The sequence below is a fragment of the Chryseobacterium sp. CP-77 genome (assembly GCF_036362765.1).
GTDB classification, from domain to species: Bacteria; Bacteroidota; Bacteroidia; order Flavobacteriales; family Weeksellaceae; genus Chryseobacterium; species Chryseobacterium cupriresistens.
Genome location: NZ_CP143637.1, coordinates 3,703,995 through 3,729,913 on the forward strand (window position 1 = coordinate 3,703,995; position 25,919 = coordinate 3,729,913).

Annotated in this window: 17 protein-coding genes; 11 read left to right on the forward strand and 6 right to left on the reverse strand. The window is 36.0% G+C overall.

Features of this window, described 5'->3' with window-relative positions; translation table 11 throughout:
- The first annotated feature begins 5 nt into the window (after positions 1-5).
- From V0410_RS16555 to V0410_RS16565, 3 genes are read left to right on the forward strand one after another with little or no spacing between them, the layout of a single operon-like run.
- A complete protein-coding gene (locus V0410_RS16555; RefSeq protein ID WP_330744925.1) occupies positions 6-3,914 on the forward strand; it encodes a DUF5977 domain-containing protein in 3,909 nt (1,302 codons plus the stop codon).
- Positions 3,915-3,920: 6 nt separating this feature from the next.
- Positions 3,921-7,448: a DUF6443 domain-containing protein gene (locus tag V0410_RS16560; RefSeq protein WP_330744926.1), complete on the forward strand. Its 3,528-nt coding sequence runs from the start codon at positions 3,921-3,923 to the stop codon at positions 7,446-7,448.
- Positions 7,449-7,450: 2 nt separating this feature from the next.
- Positions 7,451-8,059 (forward strand): hypothetical protein, encoded by a 609-nt coding sequence (locus V0410_RS16565; protein WP_123869400.1) that lies wholly within the window; start codon positions 7,451-7,453, stop codon positions 8,057-8,059.
- A gap of 49 nt (positions 8,060-8,108) precedes the next feature.
- Here V0410_RS16565 and V0410_RS16570 read toward each other — a convergent pair whose 3' ends face one another.
- Positions 8,109-8,876 carry an XRE family transcriptional regulator gene (locus V0410_RS16570; protein WP_330744927.1) on the reverse strand — a complete coding sequence of 256 codons (768 nt, stop codon included), beginning with the start codon at positions 8,874-8,876 and terminating at the stop codon, positions 8,109-8,111.
- A gap of 91 nt (positions 8,877-8,967) precedes the next feature.
- On the opposite strand from V0410_RS16570, the gene dinB reads away from it, so the two are divergent.
- The 6 genes from dinB to V0410_RS16600 all read left to right on the forward strand — a co-directional run bounded on the left by dinB (position 8,968) and on the right by V0410_RS16600 (position 16,385).
- Entirely contained in the window at positions 8,968-10,116 is a 1,149-nt protein-coding gene (gene dinB, locus V0410_RS16575) for a DNA polymerase IV (RefSeq protein ID WP_330744928.1), read from the forward strand.
- A 16-nt stretch (positions 10,117-10,132) separates the two neighbouring features.
- On the forward strand, positions 10,133-13,189 hold the full coding sequence (locus V0410_RS16580; RefSeq protein WP_330744929.1) for a DNA polymerase III subunit alpha: 3,057 nt from the start codon (positions 10,133-10,135) through the stop codon (positions 13,187-13,189).
- An 87-nt stretch (positions 13,190-13,276) separates the two neighbouring features.
- On the forward strand, positions 13,277-13,552 hold the full coding sequence (locus V0410_RS16585; protein ID WP_330744930.1) for a hypothetical protein: 276 nt from the start codon (positions 13,277-13,279) through the stop codon (positions 13,550-13,552).
- Positions 13,553-13,778: 226 nt separating this feature from the next.
- Positions 13,779-14,639, forward strand: a complete 861-nt coding sequence (locus V0410_RS16590) for a hypothetical protein (protein WP_330744931.1) — start codon at positions 13,779-13,781, stop codon at positions 14,637-14,639.
- 10 nt (positions 14,640-14,649) lie between these two features.
- Positions 14,650-15,462, forward strand: coding sequence for a hypothetical protein (locus V0410_RS16595; RefSeq protein ID WP_330744932.1), 813 nt, complete (start codon positions 14,650-14,652; stop codon positions 15,460-15,462).
- An 8-nt stretch (positions 15,463-15,470) separates the two neighbouring features.
- Positions 15,471-16,385, forward strand: coding sequence for a hypothetical protein (locus V0410_RS16600; RefSeq protein WP_330744933.1), 915 nt, complete (start codon positions 15,471-15,473; stop codon positions 16,383-16,385).
- Here the strand turns inward: V0410_RS16600 and V0410_RS16605 are convergent, their stop codons facing one another.
- Genes V0410_RS16605 through V0410_RS16615 form a run of 3 tightly spaced genes read right to left on the reverse strand, consistent with a single transcriptional unit; the run spans position 16,386 to position 19,709 of the window.
- On the reverse strand, positions 16,386-17,945 hold the full coding sequence (locus V0410_RS16605) for a tetratricopeptide repeat protein (protein WP_330744934.1): 1,560 nt from the start codon (positions 17,943-17,945) through the stop codon (positions 16,386-16,388).
- Positions 17,946-17,958: 13 nt separating this feature from the next.
- Entirely contained in the window at positions 17,959-18,570 is a 612-nt protein-coding gene (locus V0410_RS16610; RefSeq protein ID WP_330744935.1) for a YdeI/OmpD-associated family protein, read from the reverse strand.
- 5 nt (positions 18,571-18,575) lie between these two features.
- The gene (locus V0410_RS16615; RefSeq protein ID WP_330744936.1) at positions 18,576-19,709 is read right to left on the reverse strand and encodes a serine hydrolase domain-containing protein; all 1,134 of its coding nucleotides are present in this window, start codon (positions 19,707-19,709) and stop codon (positions 18,576-18,578) included.
- A 98-nt stretch (positions 19,710-19,807) separates the two neighbouring features.
- Between V0410_RS16615 and V0410_RS16620 the strand changes: the two genes are divergently transcribed.
- Positions 19,808-21,136, forward strand: coding sequence for a M48 family metalloprotease (locus V0410_RS16620; protein ID WP_330744937.1), 1,329 nt, complete (start codon positions 19,808-19,810; stop codon positions 21,134-21,136).
- Between the two features lie 94 nt (positions 21,137-21,230).
- Here V0410_RS16620 and V0410_RS16625 read toward each other — a convergent pair whose 3' ends face one another.
- Positions 21,231-22,760: a hypothetical protein gene (locus tag V0410_RS16625; RefSeq protein WP_330744938.1), complete on the reverse strand. Its 1,530-nt coding sequence runs from the start codon at positions 22,758-22,760 to the stop codon at positions 21,231-21,233.
- 82 nt (positions 22,761-22,842) lie between these two features.
- On the reverse strand, positions 22,843-24,384 hold the full coding sequence (locus tag V0410_RS16630) for a glycine--tRNA ligase (RefSeq protein ID WP_121486492.1): 1,542 nt from the start codon (positions 24,382-24,384) through the stop codon (positions 22,843-22,845).
- 285 nt (positions 24,385-24,669) lie between these two features.
- On the opposite strand from V0410_RS16630, the gene V0410_RS16635 reads away from it, so the two are divergent.
- Complete coding sequence (locus V0410_RS16635) at positions 24,670-25,377, forward strand: pseudouridine synthase (RefSeq protein ID WP_280213234.1); 708 nt, start codon at positions 24,670-24,672, stop codon at positions 25,375-25,377.
- The last annotated feature ends 542 nt before the right edge of the window (positions 25,378-25,919 follow it).

Below are 25,919 nucleotides of genomic sequence, written 5' to 3' on the forward strand. Positions count from 1 at the left end.
AAATAATGAAAAAAATATTTTTAATATTTCTATTATATAGCTATGGTAGTATATATTCTCAAAAAAGTGTAATAGACTCAATGGCCAAAAGTGATATTCTTAGGTCTTTAGACAAAATATCATCTCTTGGTGGAACTACGAGTAAAAATTCTACTGATAATGATGGCTCTCAATATAATACACAAACTCCCAATACTAACAGAGATTTATTCCAATTTAATAAGATAGAACCATTTGGTTTAAATAAAGTTGTAGGTAAGGTTAATGTTAAAATTCCTTTGTATGAAATTGACTTTCAAGGGTTAAAGATTCCGATTGAACTTGTTTATAATTCTGGGGGAGTTAAAGCTGATCAATTTGCTACTGAGGTCGGATTAGGTTGGGCATTAAATACTGGAGGGGAAATCAATAAAAATATTGTGAAAATAAATGATGCAAAGTCAAATATACAATACTCTTTTGGTTTAAGTAAGTTATATGAATTTTGCTTAGGGTATCTTTCGTCTATTACCATGGATTTTAGTAACTCAATGCCATCCTATAATAAAGATTTACCTGATGTATATGATGTGAATTTTTTAGGATTAAACTCTTCGTTTTATATTGACCCTAACTTACAACCAGTACATATTAATCCCTTTAATGGGCAAAAAATATCACTTACTTATGAAAGATTTGATCCTAATTTTGTAAACAAATATGGATTTTATCGTGAATATTCTTCGGGGCACTTATGCCCATCTAATCCTGGGCTTACCAAAGTTCCAGTATATTTTTTAGGACATCATCAGAATTTGGGGTGTAATTCTATATTTTTAGCTTATAAGGATGTACAGAAAATTAATATCATTAAAGATCACTTTACTTATGACTTTAATGACTTCTCGGTACAAATACCATCAAGTGCCTCTGATTTAGGGCATCTAACAGATTCTGGTGCAAACTATACTTCTACACGTTCTAGTGAAGTAACTAGAAATGTTAATAAATATCACATCAGTTCTATTACAGATAATATAACGAAGAAAAAGGTGCTTTTTTCATACATGGTGCATAGTGGTATAAATGATTATATTAGGCAGGGAGCAACCTATAATGTACTAAGACTTGGTTATGATGGAGATTATCAGGCACCCAATTCAATACAGGATGCAGTAACCCAGGATTATGATGGCTTTATTAAAAAAAATATAACTCAAATTAAAACTGATAAAGAAATCATTGATTTTGAATATATTAATGGTAGAGACGATAGTAAATCTCTTGATATATTGTTAAGCAGCCCAACAAATTGGGTTGGTCACAATAAAGATCCTTATTTATCCAAAGTCTATATTAAGGATTATAAGGGTAATCTTAAATGGATGTACGTTTTTAATTATAGTTATTTTGATTCAAAATGTACAGATTATAATCTGACATATAATGTGGAACAATGTCGTAGATTGAAGTTAACATCAGTTTATAAATATTCTGATGTAGAAATGCAAAATATTGTTGATTATAATATATTTAGCTATTATGAGGATCGTGATCAGCCTAAAATAGGAACTTATCATGTGGATCCTTTTGGCTATAAGTCACCCTTAGATCCTGCTGCAACATCATATTTGTTATCAAATAACGAATGGGATCCTATAGATTGGCCGACCAAAGAATATGGAAAAAAATATGCTAATAAGCGGATGCCAAGAAAACCGAATATGTATAAGTATACAGAAACACAAGGAGGTTTTAGTTTAGATTATTATTCAACATTGATAATACCTGCTTTATCTCCAGTTTTAGTAAACTACGGTGGATATAATCAAGAACTTTCAACATTAGAGGATTCAAGAGCTTGGAGCCTAAAATCAATTCAGTATAGAACTCAAGGATTGCAAAACTTTAATTATGAATTAAATACATTTAATTGGAAAGGGCAGCAAATATCTGGAGCAGGTATAAGAATTGCTAGTATTGATTTAATTGATGATGGTAAAATTTATACTACCACATATCAATATTCTGGTGGGCAAATTGCTCACCTCCCAATAATAAGTAATGGAAAAACTGGTGTTGCCAATCCAGTCCTTTCACAAAATCTATATGGAAAAGAAACTACTTATAACGGAGGTACTGTTCAATATGAAAACGTAACAGAGAAACTCCCTAATGGTGGGAAAATAGTTGAAAAATATTCTTCAATAAGTGATAATCCTCAAAAAGTGACTGCTATAAATACAGTTACAAATGCAAACTTTGATCTTTATAATTATTATTTTCCTGTTGGATCAGAATCGTTTTTGTATATGTTAAAACATCCTCTCGTGGGGCAACTATTAGAAAGAAATGAATATAATGATTCAAATGATTTAATTAGAAAGACAGAATATAAATATACTTTAGAAAATAAGGACTTTCCTATAATGGATATGATTAGGTATGATGCGAACCAGCAATATATACAAGATAATAACATACCATATACTTTTGCTTTTGATTATACAGGACCTGGAGTTAATGTAAAGATTCCTGCTGCATTGTTCAACCTCGTTCCTGGGACTAGTACAGGCTCGTTTACCGTAGGAAAGGATAGCAGAATGTATCGTAATAACCTATTAGAGGTAAAGACAACTGACTTTTTTAATAGTCGAAGTCTCACTAAAAATAAGGTTTATAGTTATCTAGATGCTTATAATTTGTTAAAGAGTACTACAGATTACTTAGGCGCAGATACATATAAAAGTGAATTTTTATATAGTTTTGAACAAGGCGATCAATTTAACCAACAGATGTCTACTGATGATAATGTTAAAACAATGCCTGTTGGGAGTAAAGAGTTTAAAAATGGAAAATTTACTATTTCCAATATTGATAAATTTATTTACACGCCTAGTGGGAGTATTAATTTAACAGAAAAAATAAAAGGTTATCCACAGGATGATTCTGATAAGACTTACTTTACTCGCTATGATAATAAGGGAAACATTATTGAAGTAAAAAATTCTGTACAGACCCCAACAACTTTTATTTGGGGATATGGCCAAAACTCATTAATTGCAAAAATTGAGGGCGCGACTTATGCAGAGGTGATGCAAGCATTCTCTTTGGATCCAAATAATTCTAATTCTTATTTAGATTTGGATATTGTTAAGAAGTCAGATTTACATATCAATGACGGAACCGAAGGTGAATTAATTTCTAATTTAGAAATATTTAGAAAGAAGGCAGAATTTAAAAACTTTAAAATTTCTACCTATACTTATAATACTTTAATAGGAATAAAAACAGAATATAACGAGACAGGAGTTAAAACTGTTTATAAATATGATGCATATAATAAGTTGCAAAAAATTCTAGATCAGGAAGGAAACATTTTAAAGGAATATAATTACAATTTCGCTTCGAGAATATTTTACAGTAATACAAAAAGTGGAAGTTTCTTAAGAGCTAATTGTGGGCCAGGAACTCTACCGGAAGCAAGTCTCTATACTGTTCCTGCAGGGAAGTATACATCTACTTTAAGTCAAGCCGATGCTGACCAAAAGGCCCAAAATGATGTTAATGTTAATGGTCAAAACTATGTGAATAATAATGGAGTATGTAAACCTTATGTATGTACTATTACTCCTACACATCTTGCAGATATTTATTACTCTTCTTTCCAAGAAACTTCTTTCGGACATATAAAGGTTATTCTAAGTTTTCCCATAACTGGCTACAACGGATCTACACCCAATTGGTCTAATGGAGTGTTTATAGGAACATTAGATAGTTTATGTAGGCCAAATTCTTATAAAAATATAGATGTGTCCTCCAATGATGGTGGATGGAGTGTATCATTAGGCCCAGCTGGAGATGTTACAGTAAGATCTACAGGAGGAAACTCAGGCAGTTCAGCAACTTTATATTTTGAATATGATAAAAACTAGTAATAAATGAGAAAAACTATAATTTTAATTAAAATTTTTGCTTGTACTGGGGTAATATATGCTCAAAGTTCTCCAAGTACAGGAGAAAATTATATACAGAAAAAGGAGTATTTGGAGCCTGTTAGTGTGAGTAGTTCAACAGCTAAGCAAATTAATACAATAAAATATTTTAACAGATTAGGAGCACCTAAACAAACGATTAATGTGAAGGGATCTCCAAAGGGAAAAGATATAGTAAAACATATAGAATATGATAATTCTGGAAGACAAATCAAAAACTTTCTTCCAGTTCCTCAAAGCTCTACCCAGAATGGAGCTATTTATTCTAACCCATTAAGTAATGCTACTGATCCGGAAATTTATGGAAGTGAGAAAATATATTCTGAAAGAGTAATAGAAAACTCATCTTTAAATAGGATAAAAGAGGAAAAACCATTAGGAATTGGTTGGGATGGGAAATCAGTACAATTTGGTTATGATGTAAATATTTTTGAAGATTATGTAAGAAAATACGAAACAATTACAGAATGGGATGCAATAAATAAAGTTTTTAAGCCTTCGGTAAAGCTTCTTCAATATTTTGATGCAAATCAATTATATAAAAATACTGTAATTGATGAGGATGGAAATAAAAGTATTAAATTTAAAAATAGTAAAGAGCAAATAATATTAGTTAGAAAGATATTGAGCTCTACTGAAAATGCTGATACTTATTATGTTTATGATGATTATGATCGATTAGTATATGTAATTCCACCACTTGCCTCTGCACCAACTGTTGAGCCTAGTACGCTTGAAAAACTTTATTATGAGTATAAGTATGATAACAAAGGTAGACTGGTAGAAAAGAAAGTACCAGGTAAAGGATGGGAGTATATTATCTATGATAAGCAAAACAGAAAGGTACTAACTCAAGATCCAGCTTTACGAACATTAGAAAATAGCTTTAAAAAGAAAGGTTGGTTATTTAATAAGTATGATAAATTTGGAAGGATTGTCTATACAGGATTTTTTGCTAATACATCTACTAGAGTAGATTTGCAAACTGTCATAAATAACATGACAGCTAATCCTGGGAATAATGAAGAAAGAAGTACTGCTCCGTTTTCAATAAATGGGATGGATGTGTATTACACTAAAAATGCTTTTCCAACAGAGAGTATGACTATACTAAGTATAAACTATTATGACACTTATCAATCCTATAGTTTTAATCCTGTTTTTCCATCTAGCATATTGGGTGCAAATACACTAACAGATAATTCTATTGGTAATATTTTAAGTACTAAGAATTTACCAGTAATGAGTTTTGTTAAAAATATTGAAGATGATAGCTGGACAAAGAATTATACTTATTATGACAATAAGGCCAGAATAATTGGTACACATTCTATTAATCATCTGGGCGGTTATACTAAAACAGAATCTAGGCTGGATTTTGTAGGAGTAGTCCAAACTGTAATCACTAAGCATAAAAGGCTGGAAACAGATCAGGAAAGGGTAATCACAGAAAATTTTGAATATGATAACCAAAACAGACTGCTCGTACATAAACACCAGGTAGACGCCAACCCTGTTGAAATCCTTACCCAGAACAAGTATAATGAACTTACCCAGCTTGAATCTAAAAAAATAGGTGGAACGGATATTATTAATCCTTTACAAACAGTAGATTACAGATATAATATCAGAGGGTGGTTGACTAAAATCAATGATCCTTCTAATCTGAATGGAAAATTATTTGGATATGAAATAAAGTACAATAATCCATTAAACTCCACAAATTCACCTGGCAGATTTAATGGAAATATTGCAGAGATAGACTGGAGAAATTCTTCAGAAGATATTTTGAAAAGATATAATTATCAGTATGATTCCCTGAATCGTTTAAAAAATGGCTTCTACTCAGAACCTAATGCCACTAATCCTGCTAATGGTAATTTTGATGAATACCTTACTTATGACCTGAACGGAAATATCAATACCTTGAAAAGAAATGCGATTCCTGTATCGGGAGGAACCTCTACTTTGGTAGATAACCTGGAGTATAAATACACAGGAAACCGTTTGAATCAAGTTATAGAATCTGCCATGAATGATGCAGGGTATGAAGGCGGGAATAATATGATTGATTATGATGCAAATGGAAATATGACCACTATGAATGATAAGGGGATCTATTCTATTGTTTATAATTATTTAAATTTACCCAACTCCTATTCAATTCAGGATAACAAGTTTGGGCTTCCTATGTATATAGGTCTGAGCTATCTTTACCGTGCAGACGGAACTAAGCTTAGAAAAATCTATTCAAGCAGACCTGTAAGAGGTTCAACCAGTTACACTACAACTGATTATTTAGATGGGTTTCAGTATACTTATAGAGAAGGTGACGGAATATGTATAACCTGTCGTACAGAGTCTGCTTTTGAACAACAGGCTTATGGAAGTATCAGTAAAGTTTTTCCTGATCTGGAACTCCCCCCAAGATGGATACTGGATTTTGTACCTACAGCGGAAGGTTTTTACAGTTTCACAGAAAACCGTTATATTTACCAGTATAAAGATCATTTAGACAATGCCAGGGTAAGTTTTGCCAAAAACAGTGCAGGAGTTCTTGAAGTAACAGATACAAACGACTATTATCCATTTGGGTTAAACCACATCTCAGGAATGTTTAGTCTTTCTAATTTTGGAGGATTGTATAGTTACAAATACAATGGTAAGGAATTGCAGGAGACTGGAATGTATGATTATGGCGCAAGATTCTATATGCCGGATTTGGGAAGATGGAGTGTAATTGATCCAAGGAGTCAATATACTCATGAAGCATATAGTTACGTTTGGAATAACCCAATAAAGTTTGCTGATCCAACAGGTATGCAAGGTGAATTGATTGGAAAGTGCCCGCCTGAATGTCCAGAGGGAGTTAGTGCAATTAATGTACTTCCAAGTGGAGAGAGTGAAACTCAGATTCAGGAAATAACCTTTACAGGTCAAGCAGGAAACAAGAATTCTGGACCTGGTAGTTTAGCAATGATGGCCCTATATGTCTCACAAGTTGATTCTCCGGCACCTGGACCCGCAGATATAGTAGCAGCTGTAATGTTGGCAACAGCGGGGGTTTGGTGGACATACAATCATCTTAGTACACCAACTACAGGATATACTACCATTGCAGATCCTGGTGCTGGTTATGGTAGCATGAAAACAGAAGATGCAGCTGAAGAAGATGTGAATGGAACAGATGTTCCTCAAGAAGATGGAGAAAATTCGCTTTATGAATCAAAGACTGGTAAAAGAGCTGTTAACAACAGGGAAACGAATATCTCTCAGGGAGAGTTTGAAAAGAATTTAGAAGAATCCGGATTTGAAAAAACAACTTCTTCAGATGGAGAGAGAACTACTTATTCGAAAGACGGAAAATCTTATACGGTGAGACGGAATAGTAAAGAAGGAAGCCCAACAGCAGATTTTAGAAAAAGTCCTGATGGAAAAGGAAAAACAGACATTAAAATAAGATTAAAACCATAACAATGATTGATTTTGTAAAAAATAAACAAGAATTTGAAGATTATAGAAGTAGGTTTCTACGATTATTCAATTCTGATAAAGAGATAGAGAATAATATATTTAATAATGAATTAAAATATTATTTAGCTTTTGATTTTGATTATATTTTTGATAATTCGTTTTTTGATACTTTGGTTATGTTTTTAATAAGTATAAAATCTGAAAAGATAATATTTTATACTATCAATCCTTCACCAGAAAATTATTTCCTATCATTCAATAAGTATAATGTTTTTAGCTTTAGTACTTCAACCGATTTTAACGAATTTGAAGATATTCTTTATAAGGAACCGGATAATAATGTAATAGACTCCATAGGTTACAGTTCAAATGATATTGCTTTGTTCTCAAGTAATTCTGATGAATGGGCTATAGCAGGGTCAAGAGATTTGGAAGTAGCTATTATTGGGTTTAAAACTCAAGATATGAAGGAATATTTTTCGAGTTTCTTTACAAGTTTTAATCCATGTCTTCCTATAAAAGAGTATATAAAAGATTTGGATGATAGTATCGGATTTAATGAAAATCAGTGGACATACTATAACAGGATAATAGACAGTTATACTGAGTAATGACGTAAATAATCAGTAGTTTTAAAAGTCTAACCAGCTAAAAGGCAGGTTAGACTTTTTTATGAGATTGTTTGTTGGCGTTAAATGCTACATTTTCTAATCTCTGAATATCTTTTCGTAATTCCAGAAACATGTCTTTTACGTTATGGTCTCTGCTGTCAGGTTCAAAATCCTCTGGAAATATACTCGAAGCGTATTGCCATATCTCCACAATATCTTCTAATGGAATATCATAAGGCTGGTAAAATGGATTATCAGCAACTACGGTAATTGATTTTTTCTTTCCGGCATCGAATCTCTTGTAAGAAATCCCATCATTGAGGGTAACAAATATGTAGCTTTTGCCAGGTTTCAGATCTTCGATATTTTCCACATACTTTCCGATAATGTAAGATCCATCTTTAAAAGGAGGCATTGAATCTCCTTGCGCTGGAAAAGCTCGGTATTTTCCATTGGTTAAAAAAGGAAATGTGATCCTTTGCAGCCCTTCAATATATTCCGGGTCACTGTAGCCGGATAAATAACCCATTGATGCTTTTTGCGGAACTATCTCGATACTGTTGTTTCCTAATTGGTCTACAACAACAGGTAAGACTATTCTATTATCAGGAAGTTTCAGGATATCTTCCAATGGATATTTTCGGATATCAACAGTAAGAAGTAAATCAATGCTTATATTGAAGTACTTCGAAATCTTTATTAAAACTTCGTAAGGAGCTTCCGAACGGCCACTTTCATATTTGGAGTAGCGATCTCTGCTGATGATCAGAATATCATTGGCAAAAGCCTGTTGGGATAATCCTCGCTTAACTCTCAAAAACCTTATGTTATCTGCAAAAGTTGACATTGGGACAAATTGTACCAGCAAATATAATAATTTTGGGACAAATAGTCTCTAATTTTGTAACGTGAATCGTGCAATTGTACATATGGACCTTGATACATTTTTCGTATCCTGCGAGAGGCGTAATAACTCGCAGCTTCAGGGTATTCCTCTCATCATAGGGGGTGGAGATCGTGGAGTGGTAGCCTCGTGTTCCTATGAAGCAAGAAAGTTTGGGGTTCGTTCAGCAATGCCAATTCGTATGGCGATGAGACTTTGTCCTGATGCAAAAGTTATCAAAGGCGATCATGAAATGTATTCCAATTTATCACATACTGTAACCGAAATTATTCAGGAGAAAGTTCCACTGATGGAGAAAGCAAGTATCGATGAATTTTATCTGGATTTATCAGGAATGGATAAGTTTTTTGGCTGCTACCAATGGACCAAAGAAATTGCTGAGGCGATTACCAAAGAAACAGGCCTTCCGATAAGTTTTGCTCTGTCAACTAATAAGACCGTTTCAAAAATCGGAACCGGAGAAGCCAAACCTGTTGGAAGGTTGGAAATCAGAGAAATGGAAGTGAAACCATTTTTAAACCCTTTATCCATTAAAAAAATTCCAATGGTGGGTGACAAGACCTTTCAGTTATTATCAAGGATAGGAATCCGGACGATTCATACCTTATCTGAAATGCCAGTACTGGTTCTGCAGCAGATGATTGGCGTTAACGGAAAGGAACTCTGGAAAAAGGCCAACGGAATTGATGAAAACCCTGTTGTTCCTTATTCTGAAAGAAAATCTATCTCAACTGAAAGAACTTTTACCAATGATACCATGGATATTATCGAGTTAAAACGGATGATATCGGGAATGGCAGAGCAGCTGGCCTATCAGTTGAGACAGGAAAAATGGCTGACATCTATAGTGGTGGTAAAAATAAGATATTCCAATTTCGATACCGAGACCAGGCAGTGTAAAGTGTCTTATACCTCTGCTGATCATACTTTATCCAGGGTAGCATTAGACCTTTTTAATAAAGCCTATACAAGGAGAATGAGGCTTCGTTTGGTAGGGCTGAGATTTACAGGATTAGTACACGGAAACCATCAGATGAATCTATTTGAAGACACCGAGGAACAAATGAGTTTATATCAGACAATGGATGATATCAAAAACCGCTTCGGGTCTGATGCGGTAGGGCGCGCCTCCGGTTTTGACTTCGGGAAATAATTTTAAATCTTTTAACATGTTTATTAATTGTCATTCTTTCCACAGCCTTCGTTATGGAACATTATCCATACAGGAATTAGTAACACAAGCCAAAGCTTTAGGGATCAAAGAGCTGGTGCTTACTGATATCAATACCGTGACGGGAATTTATGATTTTAAAAAAACATGTGAAGAGCTGGGAATAAAACCTATTCCCGGTGTTGAGGTCAGAAACGGGGGGAAACTTCTTTATGTAGGCATAGCCAGAAAATTCTCAGGAATTGGTGAGATCAACAAAATGATTACAGATCATAATTGTAATGGTAAAGAACTGACTGAAGCTGCTCCTGAATTCAAAGATGTATTTATTGTTTATCCCATGAGTAATATTCCTCGGGAATTGAAAGACAATGAATTTATAGGAGTAAGAATAGAAGAATTAAATTTTCTGATACGTCCCGAATATGAAAAACACATCGCTAAAATGGTTGTTTTTCATCCTGTTACCTTTAGTTCTGATGAAGAATACGAATTGCATAAAATTCTGCGGGCTATTGACAACAATACACTACTGTCTAAGCTGACCAAAAGAGAAGTGTGCCGCAGATCTGAGTATTTTATTTCCAAACAGGAGATGATAAAGGCATTTGAAAGATATCCCCGGATTATTGAAAATACGAAAAGCCTCCTCGAACAATGTAACTTTGAATTTGATTTTGGAAAAGTAAAGAATAAGCAACACTATAAAAAATCCAAAGAATCTGATGTAAAACTTCTCAGAAGATTAGCCTATTTAGGATTGAAAAAACGGTACGGAAAAGATCATGAGACGGCAAAAGAAAGAGTTGAAAAAGAGCTGAAAGTTATTGATGAACTGAATTTCTGCGCTCATTTTCTGATCACCTGGGATATTATCCGCTACAGCAACAGTATGGGATTTATGCATGTTGGCAGGGGAAGCGGAGCGAATTCCATTGTAAGCTACTGCCTGGGAATTACAGACATTTGCCCTCTGGAGCTTGACCTTTATTTTGAAAGATTCCTCAATCTTAACCGCCAGGTACCACCCGATTTCGATATCGACTGGAGCTGGCAGAACAGAGATGCTATATTGGAGTATATCTTCAACAGGTATGGAAAAGACCATGTCGCCTTTTGCGGAACTAATGTTGAATTCAAATACAAATCAATTTTCAGGGAAGTAGGAAAGGTATTTGGTCTGCCCAAGGAAGAGTTGGATGATCTGGCAGGTAAATCAATGGAAGTTCATGACCGGAATTCAGTAGTGGAACAGGTGCAGAAATATGGTAAGTTATTGGAAAAGTTTCCTAACCAAAGAAGTATGCATGCCTGTGGAATCCTTATTTCGGAAGAGCCCATTACCCACTACACAGCATTAGAAATGCCCCCCAAAGGTTTTCCGATTGCCCAGTTTGATATGAACGTGGCAGAAGATATAAAAATGGAAAAACTGGATATTCTCTCACAACGTGGGCTGGGTACTATTAAAGACACGGTAGACCTTGTAAAAAAAACAAGAGGAATTGATATTAATATCTGGGATACAACGATTTCCAAAGATGAACAGAAAGCTAACGAATATTTGGCAATAGGAAGAACTATCGGATGCTTCTATATTGAATCTCCGGCCATGAGAGGACTCTTAAGAAGATTAAAATGTGATAATTACAGAATATTGGTTGCCGCTTCCTCTATTATCAGACCTGGAGTAGCACAAAGCGGTATGATGCGGGAGTATATATTCAGACATAATCATCCTGAGCAGTTTGAATATTTTCATCCCATATTTGAAGAGCACTTAAAGGAAACTTATGGCATTATGGTCTATCAGGAAGATGTGCTGAAGATTGCCCAGTATTTTGGAGGGCTGTCTCTTGCAGACGGTGATATTTTACGTAGGGCAATGAGCGGAAAAGGAAGATCAATCAAAAAGCTTCAGGAGGTAAAAGCGAATTTCTTTGCATCATGTAAAACGAAAGGTCATTCGGAGCTAATGACAGCTGAAGCTTACAGACAGATTGAGTCTTTTGCAGGATATTCTTTCTGCAAAGCTCACTCCGCTTCTTATGCCGTGGAAAGTTACCAAAGTCTTTATCTGAAAGTATATTATCCGTTGGAGTTTATGGTTTCTGTGATTAACAATCAAGGTGGATTTTACCGCACCGAAGTCTATATCCATGAAGCAAAAATGTCAGGTGGAAATGTTCAGGTTCCTTGTGTGAATACCAGTGAATATAAGGCAACGCTTAAAGGAACAGATATTTACCTGGGGCTGATGCTTTTGGAAGGGCTCGAAACAAGAGTCGCACATGGTATTATTGAAGAACGCGAAAAAAACGGAGTATACAAATCGCTGGAAGATTTTATCAGACGAATTCCCATTGGTATTGAAACAATACAGATTCTTATTTTTATTGGCGCGTTCAGATTCACAGGTAAACCTAAAAATGAACTGTTGGTGGAAGCCCGATTACTATTGGTCAATTTTAAACCGGAACAGAGAGGGCTTATGCTGATTGAAGAACCTGTGCAGGAATTTAAACTTCCGCAATTAAAAAGGGAACAGTTTGAAGATGCTTTCGATGAAATCGAACTGATTGGTTTTCCGGTTTCATGCAGCCCTTTTGATTTACTGCAGACCCAATACAGAGGTTCTGTTTTTGTTAAAGATCTGCTGCAATATCATAAAAAACAGGTAAAGATACTCGCCTATCTTATTTCAAGGAAACATGTTCCAACCAAAAAAGGAACGATGTATTTCGGAACCTGGATTGATGCAAATGGAGATTACTTTGATACTGCCCATTTTCCGGATAGCCTGAAAAATTATGACTTTCAGGGTGGCGGCTGCTATTTATTACTGGGAACAGTAGAAGTAGATTTTCATTTTCCAACTGTAACGATTCATAAGATGGCCAAAATGCCAATGATCCCAGACCCCAGATACGCTTATGATAAAGAAAAACAATATGATATCCACAGACAGATTAAGGAAGATGTGAGTATGACTTTTCGAAAACCTTATCCACAGGCACATGAGATTGGGCTGCCAAGACATAGAATAGTTAAATAGTATCTCTTATATTAACTTTAAATTTTCATTGACATTATTTTTAATTCAAAAATTCTGTTTATTTTTCCCTTTATTATTTCTTATTGAATGGAAAATAAAATACCTGAAATCAATAATTTAGTATATAAACTTGAACTGGAAGACTTTTCCGGATATGAATTTGTAGATTACTGGGACGCAGATACTACAGCTTTAGGACTGAAGAAGGGAAATGTTCTCATTTATATTTCAGCATACGACTATTTTAAGACCAATGGCTATGATGTCATTATTGAGGAATCTGAAACAGGAACAATATTGAGATCGGAATATGAGAGATCGTATAATGAACTTATTAATGACATCCAATCTTTTCTGAAATAATCTTTTTCATCCAAAAGCATAAATTCTTTAAAAATTTCTTACGAAATAGGGTTCAGTTTTATCGTAAAATAATAAAATTCCGTATTTTGATAATGTAAAATAATATCCTATTTTGCTTATTATCAATATTTTAAGTGTTTGTGTCTTAAGCGGGGCTATTGTGTGGGATGTGCTTTTACATTTATCTTTGACCAAGAAATGTACTCGTTTTAAAACCACAAATTAAATGAAAAATCTAAGTATTTTGATGAAGGGAATTCTGGTTCCCTTATGCTTTACCATAAGCTATTCAAAAGCTCAAGTAGGTATTAATACTTCAGGCCCTCAAACTATTTTCCATGTGGATGGGGCAAAAGATAATCCCTCATCCGGAGCTCCGTCCTCTACCCAAATTTCCAATGATGTTGCCATCACTTCTGCCGGAGAAATCGGAATCGGAACTTTAACACCGGCCACCAGAATCGATACGCGCTCAGCCACCAATACTGATAATGCAATCGGAATAGGAGAAACCAGTCAGACAGCATCAGCTGCAGGCGGAGGTGCTGTACGGTATAATCCGCTGAATGGTGGAAAGATGCAGTATTCGGATGGTATTGTATGGCAGGATCTTATTTCTTCCCCAACAAAGGCAGTAGTGGTAGCCAACCTTCAGGCTGCGAACTTTGCCGTTAAAATTCCCTATCAGGCTGCTACAGGTATTACAGGCTGGACAGAGGTTTCCGACCCGACAGGAAACTTTACTCCCGGAACAGGTATTTTTACAGCGCCAAGAACAGGAGTATATCTTGTTTCTTTTACGTATGACTTTGTAAGAATTCCTATTGTTTCAGGCTATTTTTCAGAAGCAAGATATGTTGTAAACGGAAGCACTACGGTAAAAAAATGCGTAAAATCTTACTCCAATATCTCAAAACAGGCACAGGTGGCAGGATCTTGCGTTGCAGGCGTTCAGCTCAATAAAGGAGACACGCTTCAGCCGTATATCTATCAGTCTGTTTATAATGGCAACCTGAGTCTGAGAACCGATACTTCTTCTGCAAGCAATGAATATGGCTTTGTAAATCTTTCTATTCTGGAACAATAACACATTGGATATGATAAAAAAATTAGGACTGGCCCTGGTCATTTGCAGCAGCATAGCGATGAAGGCCCAGATAGGAATCAATATGTCTTCCCCGGAAGGAGCAGTACATATTGACGGACAGAAAAATACAAATACCTCAATACTTTCCAGTTATTATGATGATGTAGTCATTACTTCTTCCGGAAATGTAGGAGTAGGAAAAAAAACTCCCAAAACAAGACTGGATCTGAGATCAGGGGAACGCCTGAATGCTATTGGAATCGGAGGAACTTCACAATCTGCGTCTGCAGCAAAGGCAGGAGCGATGAGGTATAATTCCGGAACTCAGGATCTGAGCTATTCCAACGGAACGGCCTGGGTAGCACTGGCTCATAAGGCTCCCAATGATTTTGTGGATGCCGAAAATGCTTCCATACAAAGTTTCAGCAATGGAGTACAGACTGCCGTTACGGGCTGGACTAAAAAAACAGATGTGAACAGCAGCTTTAATGCCGGTACAGGAACTTTTACAGCTTCAAAAGCTGGGGTATATATTGTATCCTTTACCTTTTCACTGGCTTCCGGAAGTATTGCAGACGATTCAAGATATGAAACCTTGATCCAGACCAATTCTACCTCTTCCGCAACCGGTAAAGTTTTCAAATGTGTAGGAAGTTATCCCGGAAACAATACAATTGGAAACCGCGTCGCAGGAAACTGCTCAGGTATTTTCAACCTGAACCAGGGTGATAATATTACAGTAAGCCTGAATCAGAAACTGGGAAGTTCAAAAACCCTGGATACCGATTCTACGCTAACTTCTTTAAGTATTTTCGGATTATAAAAACATACATGATGAAAAAAAATTGTTTACTGATTTTAATGACGTTAAGCTTCCAGTGTGCATTTTCACAAATTGGAATCAATACCCCAAATCCGCAGGGCATTTTGCATATTGACGGACAAAAAGATAATCCTGCTTCAGGGTCTGCATTTACTCCAGCCCAGCAGAGTAATGATATCCTTGTGAACAGTGCAGGGAAAATAGGAGTTGGAACTTTGGTTCCAGCCGTAAAAGTGGATGCCAGAAATTCCGGAAACGGCGCCATTGGTTTTGGAACATCTGCCCTTACAGCCGCAGCCGCAGATGAGGGTGCCGTACGGTATAACAACGGTGTGGAATATTCCAATGGAAATGAATGGCTTCCTTTGCTCACAGCACAGCCTGCCAGTAATAAAGTAATCGTTATTGCAGCCAAAACGACCAATAATGTAAAACTGGCAACTCCTGCTGCTCCCACTATAACTGCGGGTTTACAGAACAGAGCAAGCAATTATCTTGTAGACTGGAGTAAAACTTTTGAAAGCAATTCCGGGACGAGCTTTAATGCTGCGACAGGTATTTTTACAGCTCCCAGAAATGGAATTTATGTAGCCACTTTCACTACAGATCTGGCTCCGCTGGCCATTAATTATACAACGGATCCTTTAAATCCTATTCAGATAGAAGCCATCTGGCAGCTTTACGATAACACGGCCGGACTGGCTGTCACCAATATTATCAACACCGTAAAATGTGCCAATACCATGTCCTCAAACAGCGTAGGAAATATTGATGCAGGAAGTAACTGTACTGCTTCATTCTACATGACAGCAGGGCAGAGGCTGATGCCTTATATCTGGTTTAATTTAAATAATTCAAACCTCGCGAATTTTTCACTCAACAATACGGGTGGCTATAATAATCTTACCATAGCAGAACAGTAATCAGGAGATTTCATCAAGGGTTTTGATAAAAGCAGACGGGTGAAGTCCTGTAATCTTTTTGAACTCAAGAGAAAAAGCACTGTGGGAGGAATATCCCGTAATTTCTGCAAGGTGATTGATCTTATACTTTCTGTATTGAGGTTCATTTTTCAACTGGTTAACAATGTAATTGATCCTCAGATGATTAATGTATTGGTTGAAATTGAATTTCTTATGTTTCTTAATAACCGTTGAAAGATATTTTGTGTTGATATTCAATGTGTTGGCAAGATTGTAACGCGAAATGTTTTTGTTGTTAAACTCAAGATTTTCTTCAAATATTTTTAATCCCTGTAATATGTTTTCCTCTACTTCCGGCGAAATTTTTATTTCTGTTGGAGTAGAGGTATTTTTTGCCTGAATATCCTCAGAAATTTCCTGTGGATCTTCCTCATAAATAACGGGTGAAATGCCTTCTCTGTAAATTCTGGAAACAGCTTCTTTATGTTTTTTACGGAGACGAAGGCTATTGAAAATCACAGCTCCTGAAACAATTAACAATGCAAGGCACGCAATAATAAGCCCTTTTGAGACAGAATGGCTTTCATTGAGCTGCTGATGAAAGCTTTCTTCTTTTTTAGAAAGTGTTTTGTTGACGGCCATGGCCTTGTTGTAAGCAATGCTGTCTTTTAATGTAAGATTTTCAATTTTATATTTTTCGGTATTGGTGTCGTCGTGAAGCTGGGCGTAGGCTTCTTCAAGATTTTTAGTTACCTCAATCTTTTTTTCATTGAATCCATACCGATCTACAATGGCCAGGGATTTCTGATAATAAAGCACCGCACTATCCGGTTTATTCTGTTTTGAAAAAGAAAATCCGATATCATTCAGGATGTTTGCCCGAAGATAATAATTGTTTTCCCCTACCAGCGAAAGGGCTTTTACAAAATAAGGTTTAGCCTCCCTGAATTTTTTTACCTCAGATAAATTATATCCCATATTGGTATAAGCGGAAATCAGCAGTTCGTTTCTTCTGTTGACATTCTTAAGCTTCTGAAATTCCTGAATGGCACTTTTGGAATAATATGCTTTTTCTTTATACTGTTCCTTGTTAAGAAGGATCAAAAAAGAATTATAGATCATTCCTTTCAGCTCATGTCCTTCTTCGGTATTATTATTTTTTACTTCAGCGAGTGCATTCCGGAGGCTGGCAGAAGACTCTTTAAGCAGCCCGAGCTTTGCATATTGAGTTCCCTGCATTCTGTATGCGAGAGCTTTTCCGATGCTGTAATCGCTTTGGGTCGCTATTTTAAGCGCCTTATCTGCAAAATCAAGACTTTTCTCAGCATCAGATCTCAGATAGCTGTTGAAAGACTTTAAATAATAAGCTTTTGCTAAAAATTCCGGCAGATTTCTTTTCCGTGCAGAATCTATAATCTTATTCAGAACAATTTCTGAGCTGTCCGGATTTTTGGACGATAGTGTACGGGCATACTTATATTGTCTCTCAAAATCAAATTCCTGAGCGAATGTAAAAATTGAAATAATCAGGAAGAAAAAGAGAATAATTTTTTTCTTCATTGTGTGTGTTTTTTTATTTTTTCTGGTACTTCCAGTTGCGGCCTTTACCTTCGGCTATCCATTCCAAAGACTGTTCCAATCTTTTATTTCTGGTAGCTTCTGTTTTGGCTTCTGTAAGCCATGCAATATACTCTTTTCTGAAAGATGGTGAAGCTTTTTCAAAAATTTCTTTTGCTTTCGGCTGAGCATCCAGAGCAGATTGAAAATAATCAGGAATTTCCATTTCTATCCTGGATGGGGGTGCTTTTTTCATCGTTACACCCATATCTGTAAGCTCCATGGCTTCTTTAATTGCTCTTTTCAGCTGAGATTGGGATGGCAGATCTTCAAGACGGGTTATTTTTCCCAAACTGAACATTGAACTTTTTTCAGTATTTGTTTCTATTTCCTGTAAAGCTTTCATTTCCTGATGCAGCCAGAATCCCAGGCTGCAATATTGCTTGAAAGCGGTGATGGAACATAAAATCTTCCCTTTATACATGAAAGTGGGAAACTTCCATTTGATGGCTTCTTCCACATCGGGGCTGGCTTCATGAATGATTTCACGAAGATAATCTAAGATAGGTTTTGCAAAATCAGGAGATTTTTCAATGTATTCATCAACTTTTACGCTATGTTTTTCCATACTGTTTATCGGAATAGTTCTACAATTTCATTCACAAGGAATTTTACCTGGTCAGGTCTTCCTCTGTCATTCTTAGGATTATTGGAATAGCTCCCGGTTTTTACAATAACCATATTATGCTCCGGAACCATGATAATATATTGTCCCTGTAATCCGAGGAAATAATAATGTTTGACAGGATTGTCATGATTGATCCAAAGTCCCATTCCATAAATGTTTTGAGACTTTTCAGTAGGAGTTCTCATCTGTTCAATAAAGTCTGCATTGAGAATCTGATGATCTCCGGCTTTCCCATCATCCAGAAAAAGCTGCCCCAGTTTGGCAAAATCTCTTGCATTGGAATGAATACAGCAATAGGCTTTTTCCATACCGTGATCATCTGTACTCCATTTCGCATTCTGTTCCATTCCCAGCGGGACCCAGAATTTTTCTGATAAATAAGTTGCCAATGGCTGATTCAATGCTTTTCGGAGTGCAAAACCAAGAAGCTGTGTCGAGCCGCTTTGATACTCAAATCTTACACCTGGTTCTTCTTTAAATTTTCGGGAAAATACAGCTTTTACAAGGCTTTTTCCATAATAGGCTTTAGCATTGGGAAGAAAAGGATTGTTGTAATCTTCATTCCAGTCCAGTCCGGCTTCCATCTGGGCCAAATTCTTAAGGGTAACCTGATTTCCAAAGGGTTTGTTTTTAAATTCGGGATAAAAATCGGAGAACTTTTCATCTAGAGTTGGAATAATTCCTTCTTCCAGTGCCTTTCCCAGAAGCATCACTGTCACTGCTTTTGCCATAGAAAAAGAATTGGTTTGTGATAGCTGGTTGTAGCCATCCCAATACTGTTCATGAAGAATTTTTCCATTCCTTATCACTACCAAAGCAGCTGTTCTGGAACGTTTTAAGTTTTCAACTAAATGTTTAGGTAATTCTGTTTTATTGTAGTCCGGATGTTCCTCCCAGAGTTTAGGTTCTTCTGTTGCAACAGGATTGCTCGGGAAAAGATTTCCATCATCAATATGGGCGCTTGATTTTCCTTTCAGGTAGGTTTTGGAAATGCCATTGAATAAATAATCATATCCCAGAAAATAAGCTGCTGCCGCACCGGCTACAGCCCCGCCTATCATATATTTTAGTATTCTCATTTTTTATGAATGGGTCTTTAACAAATTTAAAATAATTTGGTTATAAAATTTAAAATGAATCAGCAAATAAGTTATTTTTGTTCTTATTGATGAAAACTATGACCAGAAAAATTTTTGTATTGGGGTACTTCCTGTTTTCAATCCTGGGAACAGCCCAGATTTATAAACCGATAGATACTGCAGATTATATACAGAGAAAAGCATTTTTAAAGAGTTTTGAAGGGAATAATGAAGCGACTGTAAAGAGATTAAAGTCTCAATATTCCGGGAAAACAGGCTCTGAATTATCCAAAATTTATAAAGAGTTCGGAACAGACTTTGAAAAGCAGGTGAAGAATAAGGATTTTATTTTTAAATCTGAATTTGAAACCAGCATACAGTCCATGATTCAACGTCTTAAAAAGAACAACCCGGCAATTCCCCAGGATCTTAAAATTCTGATTGCCAAAGACAACACTCCCAATGCCTATTGCCTTGCTGACGGAACTTTTGTCATCAATATGGGTCTTTACAGCTGGCTGAATAACGAGGAACAGATTGCTGCAGTGATTTCCCATGAGCTTGGGCATAAAATAGAGGAGCACTCCCTGAAGACTTTTTTGAAAATTATAGAACAGGATAAACAGGATAAACTGGTGGTTGAGAATATCAAATCCACTACGACAAGCAGAAGCCAGAGCCAGAACCAGAAGGCTTTCGATATTTTTAAAAACAGAGTCTACAAGAAAAGCGTGGAAAGAAGACAAAATGAAATACAGGCAGATTCTTTAGGGTATGTTATTTTTAAAAACAGTGATTTCAGGAAAACAGAATTTGTCAATGCTCTTCAGAGGTTACAGGATTTTGATACGATCTCTCCACGGGAATTAAAGGTGGAAACCTATAAAAAACTGTTTAATCTTCCCAGACAGGCATTCAATGAGAAATGGATGAAAAAGGAAGATTTTTCCCTGTACAATTATAACTTTTATAAAGAAAAGCTGAACAAAGATTCTCTGGCATCGCATCCTGAAGTTTCCAGAAGAATAGAAGCGCTTAAAAGGACTTTTACAGAACTTAAAACTCCTGTCAGTCCGGAAAAACCTTCAGACCTTTTTTTAACATTAAGAAAAACTGCAAGGATGGAGATTTTACCCAATTATTTCCATTCGGAAGATTATGGACTGGGAATTTATGCTGCCATGCAGTTTTTGCAGGATGAAGAGGAAGAAAAATATTATAAAAGCTGGTTGGGAAGATGTTTCTCCAAAATATATGAGGCGAGAAAAAATTATAATCTCAACCGGTATCTGGATAGAATAGAACCTAAAAATCAAAGTGAAAGCTATCAGCAGTTTCTGAACTTTATGTGGAACTTAAGTCTTGATGAAATAAAGAATATAGCAGACTATTATCAGACAAACGAGACTATAGCAAAAGTAAATTGATTTTTATTACAAGTGATTGAAATATCAATAGGAACGGGCTTTAGCCTAAACACAAAAGAAAGAACCCTGATGTTTTGTCAGGGTTCTTATTATTTTAATAATTTAATTTCTCCAAACGGATTTTATTGAATTTCTCTTTCTCGTTATACTCACGAAGCAGGATATAGCCTTCTTTTCCTACATATGGCGTTACTGCATAATTATCTTTTTCAGAGATCGGAATAATCTCCTGTTTGAATTTTCCATCAATAATGGTATTGATAAACAGATTCCATCTTTTTTGTTTGGTGACTTCATCTTTTTGATAGTCACGATAGAAAAATACCACGTCTTTTCCTCCGTTGAGGTACTGTGAAAACAGATAATCGCTGTTCACCCATTTTGATTTTTCCTTTTCAAAAACCTGAACATTTTTCACTTTAAAATCCTTATCCGTGTAGATGTACACAAGATCAGTCGTCTTTGGTGCGTTATATTGACCGGCCGGCTTATACTTTTCTGATAAAATACCCACACTTCCATCATTCATAAAGTACATGTCTTTAGTCTGAAGCATGTATCCGCTTTCTACCATACCATTTTTATTGAGCTTCGGGAGAAAAGCAGAGATGTTGGGCTCGTAATTAATCGTTTTCGTATCTACAGAGAAATCGGATTTGTTGAGGAGCATTCTTGCAAACCCTACTGATTCTGAGTTATCATAGTTTCTTCCCAGCAAAACTACTTTATCATCAAAGGTTTTATCATTATCAAGCTTTCTGTAATTGGAGTAGAAGGATTCAATATTGTCTATGGTATCATCAGATAATCCGGTAATAGGCTTGCTGGATTTCTCTTTTCCGGTTTTCATATCAAGAACCATGAGACTGAATGTTTTCTGCTTGTCATTCACTTTTTTCATAATGCAGTACATATTGTTCTCATCCCTTTCCAGAACAGAAAGGGTAGTGTACAGTTTTTTGCTGCCGTCTGTGTTGTATTGATACCTCCAGATTTCCTTTTTGTTTTCATCAAATCTCATGAGGCTGTTGCTGTTTTCATACTTACCGTAATCTTTGTATTCAACAGCAAAATAACCGCCTTCTTTCAGTTCTCCTACTGCGGAAACGTAGTTGTAGCCTTTTTCTTTTTTCTCATCACGGTTTTCCTTACGCTGTTCTTTCCAGCTCTTTGGTTCGTTAATCTCTTTGAAAGTACCGTTTTCCAGATAGTCGTAATATATTTTCCGGGTAATGGAGTTGGTTTTCGGATCTATTACCATAGAAACCGGAGTAAATATTTCTTTGCTTTTCACAAGAGAATAATCCATCATGGAAGGCTTTAAGATAATCTGACCTTTAAAATCAACATATCCCAGATAAGAGGCTGCCGTGATATCTCCTTCAAACTCCTTATTGGCAACAGGGTTGAGGTTTTTATCAAGAATTACATACTCAAATTTCTTGGTCTTGTCACCGGATTTACCATAAGAATAGAGAGAAACGTAACCGTACAAATTATCTTTATCATCGAATAGCGCATTCATTCCTACGTGATCACCTGCAGCTAATGTTGTCAGGTCCTGAGTTTGGGAAAAAGCAAATGTCTGGATCAGGCCAAACATCATCAGAGTTATTTTTTTCATGGTTAGAATTTGAGACATAAAAGTAATAAATTAACCCATATGTTACGAAAAATAAAAAAGCCCTGAAACCAGGGCTTTTCAACTATATTTTAGAAAGTAAATTTCTGAAGTTTGTTTTTTCATCAATGATTCTTCTCAACTCTGAAACAGGAACTCTTTCCTGCTGCATCGTGTCTCTGTCTCTGATGGTTACCGTGTGATCTGTAAGAGAATCGTGATCCACAGTGATACAGTATGGAGTACCAATGGCATCCTGTCTTCTGTAACGTTTTCCGATAGCATCTTTCTCTTCGTAGAACAGGTTGAAATCATATTTCAGATCATTGAAGATCTTTTCAGCATATTCTGCTAAACCATCTTTCTTCATCAATGGAAGAATAGCTGCTTTAATGGGTGCTAATGCCGGAGGTAATGATAAAACCGTTCTTTCTGAACCGTCTTCCAACACTTCGTCTCTTAAACAATGAGAGAATATAGAAAGGAATAATCTGTCTAAACCTACTGAAGTTTCCACTACATAAGGAACATAGTTTTCGTTTCTTTCAGGATCAAAGAACTGAAGTTTTCTTCCTGAGAATTCTTCATGCGCTTTTAAGTCGAAATCCGTTCTTGAGTGAATACCTTCCAGCTCTTTAAATCCGAATGGGAAGTTAAACTCAATATCAGCGGCAGCATTCGCATAGTGAGCAAGCTTTTCATGATCGTGGAATCTGTAGTTCTCATCTCCTAAACCTAAAGCCCTGTGCCAGTTCAGACGTTTCTGCTTCCATTGTTCATAGAATTCAAGTTCTGTTCCCGGAGCTACAAAGAACTGCATTTCCATCTGTTCGAACTCACGCATTCTGAAAATAAACTGTCTCGCAACAATCTCATTTCTGAATGCTTTACCGATCTGCGCAATACCGAAAGGAAGCTTGTGACGTGAAGTTTTCTGTACGTTTAAAAAGTTAACGAAAATACCCTGAGCCGTTTCCGGTCTCAGATAAAGATCCATTGCACTGTCAGCAGAAGCTCCCAGTTTTGTTCCGAACATCAGGTTGAACTGTCTTACTTCAGTCCAATTTTTAGAACCTGTATCAGGATCTGCAATCTCAAGCTCCTCGATCAAGGCTTTTACATCAGCAAGGTCTTCATTTTCCAGAGACTTTGCCAATCTTGAAAGAATAGCCTCTCTTTTTGCTCTGTATTCAATAATTTTTGGATTGGTAGCAACAAACTGATCTTTATCGAAAGCCTCACCGAATCTTTTCGCTGCCTTTTCGATTTCCTTATTCTCTTTATCTTCAATTTTAGCACAATAATCTTCCACCAAAACGTCTGCTCTGAAACGTTTCTTGGAATCTTTATTATCAATCAATGGATCGTTGAAAGCGTCTACGTGGCCCGATGCCTTCCATGTTGTTGGGTGCATAAGGATCGCCGAATCAATGCCGACAATATTTTCGTTAAGCTGTACCATAGCTTTCCACCAATATTGTTTGATATTATTTTTTAGTTCGGCACCGTTCTGTCCATAATCATAAACAGCGGATAAACCATCATAGATCTCACTCGATGGGAAAATAAAACCATATTCTTTAGCGTGAGAAATCACTTTCTTGAAAACATCTTCTTGCTTTGCCATAATTTTTTTACGTCTGAAATGCAAAAATAGCAATTTGGATCCAAAATCATGAGATTCAATAAAAAAAGCAGTTAATAAACAGACAAATATTGACAATTTAATTTTTCAGGAGCCGGGAACCCGCTCTCCGTTACAATTCCTCGCTCGGCGGCTCTGCTTCGCGCCGCCGCCTCACTGCGGGATTTTCTCTCAGATCGGGGCTATTGATAAAGGAATGTCTAAACCTGTTAGGTTTACAAAGATGGCAGCATATAATATCAATCGAAAAATCTTTACTTTTGCCGGATGTTAGAAATTCTTTATCGTGACGAGCATCTTATTGCCATCAACAAACCCAGCGGGTTACTGGTTCATAAATCTTTTTATGCCGGAGAAGCTGATACCTATGCTATTCAGGAGTTGAAGAAACAGATCGGGCAAAAAGTGTATCCCGTACACCGGTTGGACCGGAAAACTTCGGGGGTTCTGCTGTTTACTCTGGATAAAGATACGCTTAGAATCATGAGCGAGCAGTTTGCATCACGCGATGTGGAGAAGAAATATCTGGCCATTCTTCGAGGGTGGACAAAAGAAGAAGAAACTATTGATTATGATTTAGTTAATGAAAATGAAGTTAAACAAAATGCGGTTACAAACTATCGTCGTTTGCAGACTTCAGAAATAGATTTACCTTTTTTAAAACATCAGACTTCGAGATATTCTTTGGTAGAAGCAATTCCTGAAACAGGTAGATTTCATCAGCTGAGAAAACATTTTAAGCATATTTTGCATCCTATTTTAGGTTGTAGAAAACATGGCTGTAATAAACAGAACAAATTGTGGCTTCAGACATTTGATATCAACAAAATGACGCTTCATGCCCATCAATTGATTTTTAATCATCCCATTTCTAACGAAAGAATCACCGTAAATGCTACTATAGATGAGGAATTCAAAAGAGTAGGAGATATTCTGAAATTCGATCTGAGTGCGTACTCTTCATTAAAACCTTAAGATTTTAAATATCCTTGTCAAGGTTTTAAACCTTGACAAGGATGGTGAAGGTATTTCTCTGTTTCTATTGTTTTAACGCAATGCTCGCAAAGTTATTGATAAATAGCTTTTATTTCCGATCGCGAGTGCACTTCGTTCAGTAAAGACTGATAGCGTGTACTTTGCTTAGTGAAACGCCCTTGCGAACCAAAATGTTTTCAGGATTGTCCAATTTCTTTGAAATCGTAGCGTTAAAAAACTTACTTGCTTGCAGTGCATATAGATTGTACTTATTGTTTTAACGCAATGCTCGCAAAGTTATTGATAAATAGCTTTTATTTTCGATCGCGAGTGCACTTCGTTCAGTAAAGACTGATAGCGTGTACTTTGCTTAGTGAAACGCCCTTGCGAACCAAAATGTTTTCAGGATGGTAATATTTCTTTGCGATCGTAGCGCTTAAAAAAATTATCTCACCAATATGTATATCTTATAGATGCTGTATATGAGATATTTCGATAAAATATCATACATCAATCCAACATTAATTTTAAAATGAGTAATT